Here is a 14,554-nt window from a genome sequence, read left to right on the forward strand (position 1 = left end):
GTGCTGTTTTAATAACTATAATTGGAGGTATTTCTATGTTTATCGTAACAAACACTATTCAGGTAACAACTGCTCATGCAGATAAAATGATTCAACGGTTTCGCTCTACTCATACGAATGACCGCATGACAGGAGTCAAGGGATTCCTAAATTTCGAAGTCATGCACCGGGAGCTTCCTGATAGCCCTGAAATAACAGAGTTAGTCGTTCTCAGCCGCTGGGAGTCACAGGAGGATCAGGAAAACTGGACTGCCGGCAACTCATTCAAAGATCTCCACAAAGGAAAAAAAGCAGAACGACCTGCACCGTCAAAAGAAGCCTCACCTGTTTTAGGAAATGTTATCGCAAAGTATCATTTAGCATAATCGAAAAGCACTTGCAAAATCCGGCCTAAGCGCTGAATCTGCAGGTGCTTTCTCTTAACATTCTATTTCATAAAAAATTGAACAAACCCTAGACAATCATATAGGAAATGGCAAATCCAGCTGACCCAGATACTTTCTGATTTCTTCCAAATATAGTTCAACACTAGACGAAGAGGCAATAGCGTGATCAACAGCTGGGCGATATGAAACCCATATGCCGGAATATGCCATAAAGCGAACAGCACACTGCAAATCAGACTTGCCCAATGAAAAGACATTCCCGCTTTTTCCAACCCCAATATCAAATTGGTACTCAGCAGTTCTTCCCCCATCAACATAAACGGTACTTGTAGAAAAATCATTTGCAAGCTGATTACATCGGCAACAGAATTCTTTGTTGCTTCACCAAAAAATTGTTGATACAAAACACCGCACAGGATACCTACAAACAAAGTCAGTGGTAAGCCCCATGCAAGAGTTTTCCAGCTGAAATGCTTGAACTGCTCAGTGAATCGATCCTTTAATAGATAGTAGCCGATAAGACCGCACAACAATGCATTCCAAATAGTCCCGATCACCGATCCAAAAGGTAGCAGGGCTGGAATATATTGATAACCGATCCCGATTAAAATCGTGACACCAAACAACAACAAGCCTGTTTGTTTTTTTTCTTCTGTCATAACGTTTCCCACCCTTGATTTTGTTTTTTTATTCTTTATAAACAATCTATTCAACAAGAGTATAGCTAATTGGAGAATTATTTAAAAATCATATGGCTTAATAATAAAAAAGAGAGTGGGACATTAGTCAGATGAAAATCTGATCATTGTCCCACTTTTTTTGATTTAAGGGTACACAAAAAGCACTCAGACCTATAAGATTAAAGTGACTAAACCAAATCAGAAAGGAAGCGAGTGCTTTATGTTTAAAAATTATACCATCAACCAAACGACTTTACCATTAGATATGGAACAATTTATTTCGGAGACGGATGTCGCTTTTGCCGTCAACGCTCTGGTTGAGTCCATTCCGCAGACGCTCTTTATTCAATTGGAACAACAACTAGGTCGGCCAGCCTACCATCCCAAAATGATGTTGAAAATTATTTTATATGCCTATACTCCAGATAGTATCAAATAATTCTTTTGCTAAGCAATTCGTCATCAGCAGCCTGTGAACATATTGGGGGATTCTATTACGCCTCTCTCAAATCCTTCATTCGATAACCGACCCCGATTTCCGTCAGTATATACTGCGGCTCTACTGGATCTGTTTCGATTTTTTTCCGGATGTTGGACATGTTTACACGAAGAACCTGTGTATCTCCTACTGCAAAAGGTCCGTACAGAGCAGTCATCAACTGTTTATAAGTCACTACTTTCCCCACGTTCTCACTTAGTGCCTTTAACAATAGGAACTCATTTTTAGTTAGATGGATTTCTTGATCGCTCTTTTGAACAAGGTGCTTTTCATAGTCGATCATCAGCTCTTTATTGGTAAATGTTTGACTATTCCTCGCTGTATTTCGGGAATGCCTCATGGCTGTCCGAATTCTCGCTAACAGTTCCTGAGTACCAAAAGGCTTCGTCACATAATCATCTGCACCAATATCTAATGCTTCGACTTTTCCCGTCTCATTATCCCTAGCGGAAATAACAATGATCGGTGTCTCATATTGCTTCCGCAAAATTTTCAGCAGTTCCATCCCATCCATATCAGGAAGCCCTAAATCCAGTAAAATCAAATCAATTTCCTGTGACTGAAAGAGAGTGATACCCGTCATTGCAGAATCAGCTTGATAGACAGTATGATGCTCTCTTTCCAAAACAACTTGTATAAACTCTGCGATGATCCCATCATCTTCAATCACCAGAATATTCGATCCCATGGCGGCTCCCCCTCTGCTTTGGTATGGTAAAAATAAACTTCGTCGCTTGTTTATTGTTTTCAACACTGAATGTCCCTTGATGTGCTTTAATGATTGTCTTTACGATCGTCAGTCCGATACCTAAACCATTTTTAGAATCAATCGGCTTTTCTTTATCCGTCGTCAAATTGGATAGGATGCGGTCAAACTGTTCTTCACTCATCCCGATACCACGATCTTCTACTGAGAAAACAACTTGCTTGTCCTGATCTTCCACAGCAATAAAAATCGGTTCTTCTGCCTTCCCATGGCGAACCGCATTATCGATCAAGTTGAACAAGGCCTGTTCGATCAAGATTGGATCAACAGAAAGAAAAATGAGCTCATCCGGCAATTCAGCTTTCAGGCGAACATTCGGATAGACCTTCCGCACTCTGTGGATTGTCGAAGAAATGATTTCCTCGATTGGTTCTTCTGTTTTATTGATGGCTGTTGTATCTGAGCTGATCCTAGTGATCGAAAGTAGATTTTCAACCATTTGAATCAGCCATTTCGACTCGTCTTGAATATCCTTCAGCAGCTTCACACGAACCTCTGTATCCATCGTACCGGAAACCTCATCATTGATGATGGTCTCAATCAAACCGGAGATCCCTGTCAACGGTGTTCGGATGTCATGAGAGACAGCCCGCAGCAGATTTCCTCTCACACGTTCTTTCTCCGTATCAACCAGAATTCTCTGCCGTTCTTCTTTCAGCTCCATTTGCTCAACCGCTGTTGCCAGTTGTGCCGCTATTAAGCGCAAGTAGTTCAATTGATTGTTGTCCACCGTCTTTTGTGTACTTCTTTCCAGCCCTAAAACAGCCTTCGTTCTTTTTTCAAACACAACCGGTAAATAAAAGCCTTTCGCTCCCGCCAGTGTATCAGTCCCAAAGCCTGCCTCTTTCTGATTACGTCCCGACCAGTAGGCTACGCCATTCTCTTCCTTGGTTCCCAACAGCTTCTTACTCTTTTCAGGCGAGCTGAAGCTGTTCAGCTTTCCCGTCGAATCGTAAACGAGTACTTCTCTATTCAGTAAAGCAGACAGATAACTAGCTGTAGACTGGTAAAGATCATCTACCTTTACTGCTGAAACATAGCGCTTATTCAATTCATAGAGAATCTCAAATTGCTGTTCCTTTTCCATCGATACACGGGCTTTTCTTCTGATTTGTACAACAAGATTACTAATCAAAAGAGACACAATCAACATAATGACCAACGTCAATGGATACCCCTGCTTGTAGACAGTCAGTGAATACAACGGTTCCACAAAAAACCAGTTGAAGGACAAAACAGAGAACACTGCAGTTAATGAACTCCATAGATAACCGGTCGTTGACCGTGCGACAATAACGACAAAGAGAATATAGATCAGCATTAAATTCTGGTCGCCAAAATGCAGATATTGCATAAATTCTGTAATGATCGTTGCTGCGACGACTGCGCTGATAGAGAAAATAAAATCCTTGGTGCGGCTTTGGAAATACTCTTGAATGCTTTTGAATGGCGGCTCTTTTCGTTTCTCTTTGTAAGGAATAAGATGGATCTCGACAAAAGGCAGTTTTTTGAGCAATACATCCTCCGTGTCCTCAACAAGCAGTTTACTCAGCCAATTTTTTTGCAGGTTTTTCCCCATAACAATATCCGTTATGCTTAAGAGCTTTACATATTCCACCACTGTATCGATAAAGTTTTCACTTTCCAGCGAGACTGTCTCTGCCCCGAGCTTTTCTGCCAATTCAAGGATATCATCACTACTTGTATCATTGTCTTCTGAATCTGAGTTCAGTTTCAGAACGATCCATTCGGCATTTAGTCCTTGAGCCAATCGAGAGGTCCAGCGAATACAACGTTCACTCATTTTCGGGTATTCTTCATCAATGATTGTCAGTAATTTTGTCTGGATCTTCACTTTTCTATTCTTAGAATAGGACCATTGATTGATATGATCCGAAGTACGCTGAATGGCCAATCCTCGTAAAAAGCTCAGCTTTTCATCTGTAAAGAAATTCTGCAGTGCTCTTCGACTGTTCTTATCTGAATAGATTTTCCCTTCTTCCAGTCGTTGAACCAGCTCTGCCGGTTCAATATCGATAGCTTTCCAAGAAGCATTTTTCAACAGCGTATCAGGCACAGTCTCCTTTACGATGATGCCTGTTATCTCTTCTACAATATCATTCAGGCTTTCAAGATGCTGAACATTCATTGTGGTATATACATCGATACCTGCATTCAGCAGCTCCTCTACATCCTGATATCTTTTTCGATTCCTTGAATCAGGACTGTTTGTGTGAGCCAGCTCATCAACCAGTACAATATCCGGATGCTCAGTAAGAATCGCATCAACAGCCAGCTCTTCAAGAGCCAGTCCCTTATAAATCGATTTTACTGTAGGTATTACTGGGATTCCTTCTGAAAGCTTGATTGTTTCCGGACGATCATGAGGTTCCAGATATCCGATTTTTACATCCTTACCTGCTTCCAGCTGTTCACGTGCTTCCTGAAGCATCCTATAGGTTTTCCCAACCCCGGCAGCATAGCCAAAGAAAATCCTGAGTTTGCCGATCTCAGAATTTTCTTTTTCAAAAGCTGAAAGCAGCTGTTCCGGGTCCAGCCTTTCATCCTCCATCAACTTTCCTCCTATTCCAGGCGATCAAGTGCGGTATTCAATACCAATACATTGATATATTCATTACCAGTCAATAGATCCTTTTCTTTGTTTGCCTCAATTATATCATTGATCCGCTGTAATTCGATATTTCTGCTGTCGGCAATCCGTTTTACTTGATACTTGGCCCCTGCCAAAGAAATATGCGGATCGATACCACTTGCTGAAGCCATGACAAGCTCAGCCGGCACCTCTTCTAATGAGTCATTCTCACTTCTAATAGCCTCTGTCCGCTCAGCAATCAACTCTTTATAGGTTGGATCATATGGGGAAAGCTGACTGACCTCTGACGGGCGACCATGAAAATATTGATCAGTGGTAAATTCTTGTCCAATCAGTGTAGAGCCAATTATTTTAGAATTTTCTTCCATCAGGCTTCCATTTGCCTGATGAGGAAAGAAAAGCTGCGCAACACCTGTCACAGCCAATGTATAGATACCTCCGCAAATAACTGTCATCAGTAGGAAAAAACGTAAGCTTCCTAGAATCTCTCTTTTCATTTTCTTTCCTGCCTTTCTTAAGCAATAAACAGTGTCAATAGCATATCGATTCCTTTGATTGCAATGAAGGGCGCTATGATACCGCCAAGTCCATATACCAGTAAATTATCTCTCAAAATCTGACTGGCCGGCTTTTCCTTGTACGGTACTCCTTTCAATGCCAATGGAATCAAGGCGACAATGATCACCGCATTATAAATCACAGCGGAGAGGATCGCTGTCACCGGGCTAGTCAACTGCATGATATTCAATGCAGATAACTCTGGATAAATACCATAGAACAACACTGGGATGACCGCAAAATACTTGGCAATGTCATTAGCAATACTGAAGGTTGTCAATGCGCCTCGAGTCATCAGAAGCTGTTTACCGATCTGTACAACCTTCAATAATTTTGTCGGACTGGAATCCAGATCGATCATATTCCCGGCTTCTTTTGCAGCTTGCGTTCCTGTATTCATCGCAACTGCCACATCTGCCTGTGCCAGTGCCGGCGCATCATTCGTACCATCTCCGGTCATTGCCACCAAGTGCCCCTGTTCCTGAAACTCACGAATCATCGTCATTTTATTTTCCGGTGTCGCTTCGGCCAGAAAATCATCGACTCCTGCTTCTGCAGCAATCGCCGCAGCTGTCAACGGATTATCTCCAGTGATCATGATCGTTTTGATACCCATTTTTCGCATGTCAGAAAACTGTTCCTTCACACCATTTTTCACAATATCCTTCAAATAAACAACACCCATGATTTGCAGATTTTTCACAACTACTAGAGGTGTCCCGCCGGCTTTTGCAACCTGCTCCACTAGTTTGTCGCATTCCTCCGGATAGTTGCCGTCAATGGATAAAATGTATTTCTTTATTGTATCAGCCGCCCCTTTACGAATTCGATCGCCTTGATAATCAATACCGCTCATTCTGGTTTTAGCTGTAAATTCAATAAATGTAACATCCGCATCTGCCAGCTCTCTTGAACGAATGTCGAATTTTTCCTTTGCAAGAATCACAATACTGCGGCCTTCTGCCGTTTCATCAGCCAAAGATGAAAGCTGAGCAGCATCTGCCAATTCTTTCTCCGTCACACCCTCAACAGGTAAAAATTCACTAGCTCGTCGGTTTCCAAGTGTGATGGTTCCCGTCTTATCCAGCAACAGAATATCTACATCGCCAGCGGCTTCGATCGCCCGACCGCTCATCGCAATAACGTTCTCCTTCGTCAATCGGCTCATGCCGGCTATCCCAATAGAAGAAACCAGTGCACCAATCGTTGTTGGCGCCAGACAGATAAGCAATGCGATAACAATGACCGCTGAGATTGCTTCTCCTGATCCTGCAAGGGTACTGGCAAAAGCAGTAAATGGAATCAGCGTCAGTGCAACACCCAAAAAGATGATTGTCAGCATGATCAAAAGAATCTGCAGCCCAATTTCATTCGGCGTCTTTTTTCGCTGTGTCCCTTCCACCATTGCAATCATTTTATCCAAGAAGGACTGACCATTTTCAGAGGTTACTTTTATGACCAGATAATCGGAAACCACTGTTGTTCCCCCCGTAACAGCACTGCGGTCACCACCTGATTCACGAATGACCGGAGCAGATTCCCCTGTGATGGCACTTTCATCAACAGAGGCTGCTCCCTCAACTACATCACCATCAGCTGGAATCTGTTCTCCGGAACGGACATAGACGAAGTCTCCTTTTTTCAAATCAGAGGAGCGAATCTCAATCAACTGGTTATTTTTTATATCCTCCAACGTCTTTATCTTATAGGTCAGCACATCTTTTTTCGCTTGCTTCAAGCTGTCTGCCTGTGCTTTTCCTCTGCCTTCTGCAATCGCCTCAGCAAAGTTGGCAAAAATCAATGTCAGCCATAATAAGCAGGCAACCGAAATCGTGAACCAACGGGGTACATTCTGCTCCGAAAAAATGAGTACTGTGGAAGCTGCTGCACCTAAATAGACAACGAACATCACTGGATTTTTTATCTGAATCCTTGGATCTAATTTTTTTATCGACTCAACTAGAGCCCAAACATAACTATTTTTTCCCATTATTATCCCTGCCTATCTATTTTGAAAAAAATCAGCGATCGGTCCAAGCGCAACAGCTGGAAGAAAGCTTAGTGCCCCGACAACCAGAATGACAATGATCAACATTGTTACAAAAACCGGATTGACAGTCGACAGTGTTCCTTCACTGACTGCACTTTGCTGTTTTCGACTCAGGCTTGCGGCCATATAGATGATTGCTGCCATCGGTAAAAATCGAGAAATCAACATCAACACACTACCTAAAATATTCAGGAAATCTGTATTTGCCAATAATCCGCCAAAAGAGCTCCCATTATTATTTGCCAATGATGTTGCCCCATATAACACTTCTGAGAAAGCGTGAGGTCCCTGATTCGTCAACCACGATAAAATATCTGGATGAAGAACAAGTACAGCCGCACCCAACAACGTTAAAAGTAATGGTGTCAATACAACAATACTGGCCATTTTCATCTCAAAGGGTTCAATTTTCTTTCCCAGGTATTCTGGCGTTCTCCCCACTAATAGTCCCGCAATAAACACTGTCAGTAAAATGAATGTCAGCATGCCGTACAGACCACTACCCGCACCGCCAAAGATGATTTCACCAAGCTGCATCAAGAACAGAGGTATCAGTCCGCCAAGCGGTGTGAAGCTATCCAGCATACTATTGACCGAGCCGTTCGATGCCGCCGTCGTGCTTACTGCCCATAATGCCGACCAATCAATACCAAAGCGGACCTCTTTACCTTCCATGTTTCCTGTAGCTAATACATGAAGAAATTCGGGACCTGCAAACTCATTCACTGCGATAATCAAAAATCCAATTATCAGAAATAGAAAGGAGACGACTGCAACCGTCCGCCCTTGCTTCCAGTTTTTGATCCAAAAACCCAAAGCAAAAATCAGTGCCGCAGGAATCAGCAAAATACTGATTGTCTCAATAAAGTTACTGATAACTGTTGGATTTTCAAAAGGATGGGCTGAATTTGCCCCAAAAAACCCACCACCATTGGTCCCCAATTGTTTGATTGCCACTTGACTTGCTACTGTTCCTAACGGCAGCCATAGCGACTGACTACTCAAGCCTTCATAAGCAACGCCGCTTGAAAAAGTCTGAACTGCTCCTTGGGAGACCAATAGAATCGAAATAAAAAACGAAAGCGGCAGCAGAATATAAAGAATACTTCTAGTTATATCCTGCCAAAAATTCCCAAGTCCGTTTTTCTTTTTCTGAACAAATCCTCTGATCAGTACACATAAAACAGCCATCCCCACGGCAGCTGACAGAAAATTTTGAACCGTCAAACCAAATATCTGTGAGAATAAGGATAATGACTCTTCTCCTGCGTATGCCTGCCAGTTCGTATTTGTCACAAAGCTGACTGCTGTGTTCAATGCCAGCGTAACTGACATGCCGGATACTTCTTGGCCATTCAATGGCAGCCATTGTTGTGTAAGAAGTAAAATGAACAGACCAATCAATGAAAAGAATGACAGAAACAGGATCGATAAAAGATATTTTTTTGCTGACATTTCTCCTGTCGCCGGTCTACCAATCACTTTGTAAACAAATTTTTCTACAGGCTCTAGAAACCGAACAAACCTTGGTATTCTGCCTTGTAGGATTTCAGAAATATATTTTCCAAGAGGAATAGCTAAAAGCAGCAGTACCAGTAAAAATACGCCGCCGCTGATCATTGTGCTGTTCATTGCTCTTCCCCCTTAAATAGATACCAGAATAAATACACCATTGTTCCTATACCGATGAATCCTAAAAAGATTTCCATGCTTCCCAGCTCCTTCTATCTGAATCCTGTTAAATAACCTATGCATGAAAAGTGTCCATCTTTGTCTATACAGGCCGAAAGAACCAACAGTCACTCTCGTTTATTTAACAAGATTTATCTATCATGAGAATAACACCTGCCATCTAAAGACAGTCTCAAGGTTTTCTGTTTTTCTTTATACAATCTTTATACGGATTTCTTGACCATGAATCATAGGAGCTATTGACTGTACTTAAAACAACAAAAAGAAGAGACAGCCCCGACGGAGCTGCCTCTTCCTCTGTATATCGTTTATGATGATTTTATGCTGCGCCTTCTTTTTTAAAGGCAACCAGTATTAATTTCGTTACTTCCATCAAGACGATTGCACCGAGTGCCAAGCCGATACAAACCATGATTTGTTCCAACCCAAAGGCAACAGGAATCGCAAATACTTCTCTTAGCCCAGGAATCAAGGTCACACTATATAAAACCGCACAAACCAGCATAGCCAGTAACGCCATTTTATTAGAGAAAAATCCAGCCTGTATTGCTGTCTGTGTATTGGAACGAGCAGGTAATGTTTGTAGTGTACGACACCAAATCAGCGTTGTGAATGACATCGCTACACCCATTTCAGCAGAATGCTGCATTCCCAGCCATTGTGCAAAAATAACAGCTGCCGCAATCAATATCCCTCTATAGGTCACTGAAACCAATGTGTTCCCAGTAAAAATACCGGAATTTGGGTCACGTGGCTGGCGTTTCATGATTGTTGGTTCTCCTTTTTCCATACCTAAAGCGATTGCCGGTAAAGAATCATTGACTAAGTTAATGAACAACAATTGTAAAGCTGTGAAAGGATTCGACCAGTCTGCCACTAATGCAAAGATGATGGAAATGATCGCACCAAGGTTTCCAGCAAATAGATAGGCAATCGACTTCTTGATATTATCAAAGACATTTCGTCCAACCTCAACAGCGCTGACGATCGACACAAAGTTATCATCTGTCAGAACCATTGCCGCTGCATCCTTCGCAACATCTGTTCCGGTTCCCATCGCAATACCAATATCTGCCTGTTTCAATGCCGGTGCATCATTCACACCATCACCCGTCATCGCTGAAATATGCCCCATATTCTGCCATGCACGAACGATCCTGATTTTATTTTCAGGAGAAACACGTGCATATACACTGACTTTTTTCAGTACATCGATCAACTGTGGTTCACTCAATTCATCAAGCTCTGTACCTGTCAATGCCATATCTCCGTCTTCGAATATCCCGATCTCTGTGGCAATCGCAACGGCAGTCGTCTTATGGTCACCTGTGATCATGATCGTCTTGATCCCAGCCGATTTCGCTTCTTCAACCGCTTGGAACACTTCTTCTCTCGGCGGATCGATCATCGCAACCAGGCCGGCAAATATCAGTCCATTCTCATCATCAAAGCTAAGCTCCTGTTGAGAAATAGGCTTGTAACCAAATGCCAATACACGCAAGGCACGAGTAGAAAACAGTTCGTTCTGCTCCTGGAATTTTTGACGAAGCTCTGCTGTCATGGGTACAACTTCACCATCTAATAACACACGATCACAGCGATCAAATACAATATCCGGACCACCCTTTGTCATCAGTAATCGTTCACCATCGATCTCATGTACTGTAGACATCAGCTTACGATCAGAGTCAAAAGGAAGCTCATTCTGACGTGGATACGTTTCACGGATTTCACGATAGCTTTGATTGTTTGCTTCACTGAAATCAATCAATGCAACCTCTGTCGGGTCACCCAGCTTACTGCCGTCCTCCGTAATGATCGCATCGTTGACCAATACATTGATTTCGACTAGACGTTTTTCGCCAATGGACCAGCTTGACGGCTCTTGATTAAAGTCGCCAGTCTCGCCATTTGGCAAGTAGTAATCTACAACGGTCATTTTATTTTGTGTCAACGTACCTGTTTTATCTGTACAAATGATACTTGTTGATCCCAATGTTTCAACTGCCGGCAGCTTACGAATGATCGCATGCTTTTTCGCCATCGTCTTCGTTCCAATCGACAATACAATTGTTACGATAGACTGCAACGCTTCAGGAATCGCAGCTACGGCCACGGCTACCGCAAACATAAAGGCTTGAACGATACTTTCCGTCATATCGCCTGAATGATTTCCCATAAATAAGCGTGCCAGCTGGATACCAAGAATAACTAATGACAGAGCCAAAATTGCCAGACTCAGCTTTTTGCTGAAGCTGTCCAAACCTTTTTGCAACGGTGTTTTGTGTTCATCTGTTGATTCCAGCAAGCCAGCAACTTGACCGATTTCAGTTTGTCCTGCAACTGCCGTAACAAGAACCTTCGCACGCCCGTAAGTGACGATCGTACCACTATGAACCATATTCACACGATCTCCAATAGGCACTGTTCCTTCAATTTCAGCAGCCTCTTTTTCAGCTGATACCGATTCTCCTGTAAGCATCCCTTCATCAACCTTCAGCGAGCTAGCTTCTAAAAGACGTCCATCTGCCGGAACGTAATCGCCGGCTTCTAGTAAGAACACATCACCGACTACTAAATCTTTCGCTGCTATCGTCTGCTCTTTGCCATCACGTATCACTCGTGCATCTGGAGCCGACAAGCTTTTCAAGGCATCTAACGACCCTTCCGCTTTTTTCGTTTGAATCACGCTGACCACTGAATTCATCAACAATACGATGAAAATAACCAATGATTCAACATAGGCTCCCATGACCATCTGAACGACCGCAACAATCAACAGAACAATAACCATCGCATCCTTGAATGTTTCAAGGAAAAGCTGCAGGCTTGATTTCTTTTTCTTTTCAGCGAGTTGATTGTAGCCGTTTGTTCTCAGTCTTTCTGCTGCTTCTGCGGCTGAAAGACCATTCTCTGTACTCTTTGTTTCCTTTAGTACCTCAGCTAACTGCTGTTTGTAGGCACCGTTTTTTTGATTTTCCTGATTCGTTTCCAATTCTATGACCCCTCCAATTTTTATCTATCCGATATATACCAGCTTCTTTTCCTCATCTTAAGTAAAAAAGAGACCTAAGACAAGAGAAAAGCTACTTGTCTTAGGTCTCACCATTTCATATAATACCAGAAAACCATTTGCATGGTTGACTTACTGTTGATATTATCGCAACAAAGTTATGTTGCCGGTTACTCCCCCAAGGGAAATATCTGATTAATAAATAGTTTACCTGAGCAGGTGTCATTTTGCAAGACTTTTATTGAAAATCATGCAATAACCTTTTCACGAATTGTGTCAAAGGCAGTTGACCATTCAATCAGCTCAGTCAACATATCGCTTACACCAGCTTCCATATGCGCGCCCGGATTGAAGGTAGAGAAATTTTCAAAATCAGTAAATAGATTGAATGCCGGGTTGGTACGGACATCCGCTACTTTTTGTTCTCCCAGAACCATTCGCAACTGTTCTGCTGCACGTATCCCACCACCGGAACCATAGCTGACAATGCCAGCTGCTTTATTGAACCACTCTTCACGAGCACTGTCCAACGCATTTTTCAACGAGGCAGACATTCCATGATTGTATTCCTGAACAACAAATACATAGCCATCCAACTCATCGATTTTTTTGTTCCACGCTTCATTTGGTGTGCCTGTTCCTAAAAACGGCAGATCGTAATCCTTCACATCAACGATTTCAAATTCATGTACTGAATGTCCGTCAGCAATTTTCTTGATGTATTCCCCTACTTGCGGACTAACGCGTCCTTCTCTTGTACTTCCTAAAATAATCCCAAATTTCATGATGATTGCTCCTTTACTGTTTCGTTTTTTAGTATAGGTTTACTATACACACTTATTTTTAGTAAGTAAATTAATATGCTTACTAAAAATAAGTAAAAAGAAAATCAGTAAGGATCGTTTACTTAGGATTTTCGAAATTGAGAGAGAACACCATCTACATCTTTATAGATCAATGCATCTTTCGTTATTCTCATTGTTTCATCGATTTTATCCGTACGAAGGAAGGTAAAGCCTGATGCTGATTCAAGCAAAATGAGCTCAAACTTATAAAGCACATCATACCTTTTCGGCATTTGTACATAAAGGCGATTGCTCTCAGAGATAATTTCAAATGAGCTGCCGTTGTTTTCAGAAATGTACTTACCAACTAGTTCGCCTTGCAGCTTTTCCGACAAAACTATTCGTTCTTCTGTTGGAGCAGTATATTTTTTTCCAAAACGAATTTCAGCAATTTGCTTTGTGATCGTTGTCACAGGCAGCACCGCCTGATTGCTCAAGAAGATCACTGTAAAATCCTTTTCAGGAAACTGCCTGATTGAACTGAAAAAGCCATCAATGATCCCCATGTGTTGTCTACACAATTGTCCCATTAGATTATCGATGTCCCAGCCGCAAGCATAGGTACTCTGAAACGGTTCAAACATTTTTACAGCACTTTCTTCACTTAATAATCGATTCTCCTGTATCGCCTGATTCCAAATTTGCAAGTCAGGTAGGGTTGAATACATACCATAAGCACCTAACGGAAAAGACAGATTTGTTTTGACCGTCTTGATCTCTGATCCCCAATAGCCATAACTGTCTGCTAAATCATGAACAATTTTCTGTTCGTTTAGACAACCTGTATCCTTCATATCAAGTGGTTCTAAAACATATTTAAGTAAAGCCTTTTCATAAGAAAGTCCAGTTGTCAGTTCAATGATTTTAGTCAATATAAGATAATCCGATGAAGAATAGGCATGCTGTGTTCCTGCCTCAAATAATTGTTCTTGATTTTTGATCCAATCCATCATTTCATCCAAGGTTCGAGTCAATCGCATCTCTTTTTCCCAAAAACCTTTCATTGACGTAAAATCCGGAAACCCTGTTGTACACGTCAAACAATGATAGATCGATATTTCCGAACTGTCTGGAAAATCAGTTAGATACGTTTGTATCGACTCATTGATATCCAACTGCTTTTGCTCATGAAGAATAAAAACTATCATGGAAGTGAAAGCCTTCGTTAAAGAACCAATCATGAATTTTGTCTCAACACTGTTCCTGATGCCATATTCAATTGATGCATCTCCATAACTTCTCTGAATAATTGGCTTTCCCTTGTCCAAGACCAATAGATTTCCTTGCAGGTAGTTATTTTTTTCATAAAAATCCAAGTACTCGTATAATGAATCGATATATGCCATGCGCTCAGCTCCTCTCCCCTAGCATAACACATCAATTGAAACAAAGCGTGAGACTTCAAGAAATCTCCTATTTATAGCTGTTTCTTTTCAAACGCTCTATTTGTC

General features: G+C 41.8%; 10 protein-coding genes and 1 pseudogene. 2 read left to right on the forward strand and 9 right to left on the reverse strand.

The genetic code is table 11. The features are described 5' to 3' along the window. Nucleotides 1–35 precede the first annotated feature (35 nt). Nucleotides 36–365 carry an antibiotic biosynthesis monooxygenase gene (locus I6N96_RS07385; RefSeq protein WP_209556924.1) on the forward strand — a complete coding sequence of 110 codons (330 nt, stop codon included), beginning with the start codon at nucleotides 36–38 and terminating at the stop codon, nucleotides 363–365. A gap of 62 nt (nucleotides 366–427) precedes the next feature. Here I6N96_RS07385 and I6N96_RS07390 read toward each other — a convergent pair whose 3' ends face one another. Further along, nucleotides 428–1,045, reverse strand: a complete 618-nt coding sequence (locus I6N96_RS07390) for a CPBP family intramembrane glutamic endopeptidase (protein ID WP_209556925.1) — start codon at nucleotides 1,043–1,045, stop codon at nucleotides 428–430. A 241-nt stretch (nucleotides 1,046–1,286) separates the two neighbouring features. Between I6N96_RS07390 and I6N96_RS07395 the strand changes: the two are divergent. Then, nucleotides 1,287–1,487 (forward strand): annotated as a pseudogene (locus I6N96_RS07395) (transposase); the annotation flags it as partial. A gap of 73 nt (nucleotides 1,488–1,560) precedes the next feature. On the opposite strand, the gene I6N96_RS07400 reads toward I6N96_RS07395, so the two are convergent. The 8 genes from I6N96_RS07400 to I6N96_RS07435 form a co-directional block, all read right to left on the reverse strand. Beyond that, the gene (locus tag I6N96_RS07400; protein WP_209556926.1) at nucleotides 1,561–2,253 is read right to left on the reverse strand and encodes a response regulator; all 693 of its coding nucleotides are present in this window, start codon (nucleotides 2,251–2,253) and stop codon (nucleotides 1,561–1,563) included. Then, nucleotides 2,228–4,903 (reverse strand): sensor histidine kinase, encoded by a 2,676-nt coding sequence (locus I6N96_RS07405; protein ID WP_209556927.1) that lies wholly within the window; start codon nucleotides 4,901–4,903, stop codon nucleotides 2,228–2,230. The genes I6N96_RS07400 and I6N96_RS07405 overlap by 26 nt, the downstream gene beginning before the upstream one ends. An 11-nt stretch (nucleotides 4,904–4,914) precedes the next feature. Further along, nucleotides 4,915–5,442, reverse strand: a complete 528-nt coding sequence (kdpC, locus tag I6N96_RS07410; RefSeq protein WP_209556928.1) for a K(+)-transporting ATPase subunit C — start codon at nucleotides 5,440–5,442, stop codon at nucleotides 4,915–4,917. A gap of 17 nt (nucleotides 5,443–5,459) precedes the next feature. Beyond that, nucleotides 5,460–7,493, reverse strand: a complete 2,034-nt coding sequence (gene kdpB, locus I6N96_RS07415) for a potassium-transporting ATPase subunit KdpB (protein ID WP_209556929.1) — start codon at nucleotides 7,491–7,493, stop codon at nucleotides 5,460–5,462. A gap of 12 nt (nucleotides 7,494–7,505) precedes the next feature. Next, the gene (kdpA, locus tag I6N96_RS07420; protein WP_209556930.1) at nucleotides 7,506–9,185 is read right to left on the reverse strand and encodes a potassium-transporting ATPase subunit KdpA; all 1,680 of its coding nucleotides are present in this window, start codon (nucleotides 9,183–9,185) and stop codon (nucleotides 7,506–7,508) included. A gap of 379 nt (nucleotides 9,186–9,564) precedes the next feature. After that, nucleotides 9,565–12,240, reverse strand: a complete 2,676-nt coding sequence (locus I6N96_RS07425; protein WP_209556931.1) for a cation-translocating P-type ATPase — start codon at nucleotides 12,238–12,240, stop codon at nucleotides 9,565–9,567. Between the two features lie 266 nt (nucleotides 12,241–12,506). Then, on the reverse strand, nucleotides 12,507–13,043 hold the full coding sequence (locus tag I6N96_RS07430; RefSeq protein WP_209556932.1) for an NADPH-dependent FMN reductase: 537 nt from the start codon (nucleotides 13,041–13,043) through the stop codon (nucleotides 12,507–12,509). Nucleotides 13,044–13,165: 122 nt separating this feature from the next. Next, nucleotides 13,166–14,449, reverse strand: coding sequence for a serine hydrolase domain-containing protein (locus I6N96_RS07435; protein WP_209556933.1), 1,284 nt, complete (start codon nucleotides 14,447–14,449; stop codon nucleotides 13,166–13,168). Nucleotides 14,450–14,554: the final 105 nt, after the last annotated feature.

Source organism: Enterococcus larvae, from assembly GCF_017830045.1.
Classification (GTDB): domain Bacteria; phylum Bacillota; class Bacilli; order Lactobacillales; family Enterococcaceae; genus Enterococcus_L; species Enterococcus_L larvae.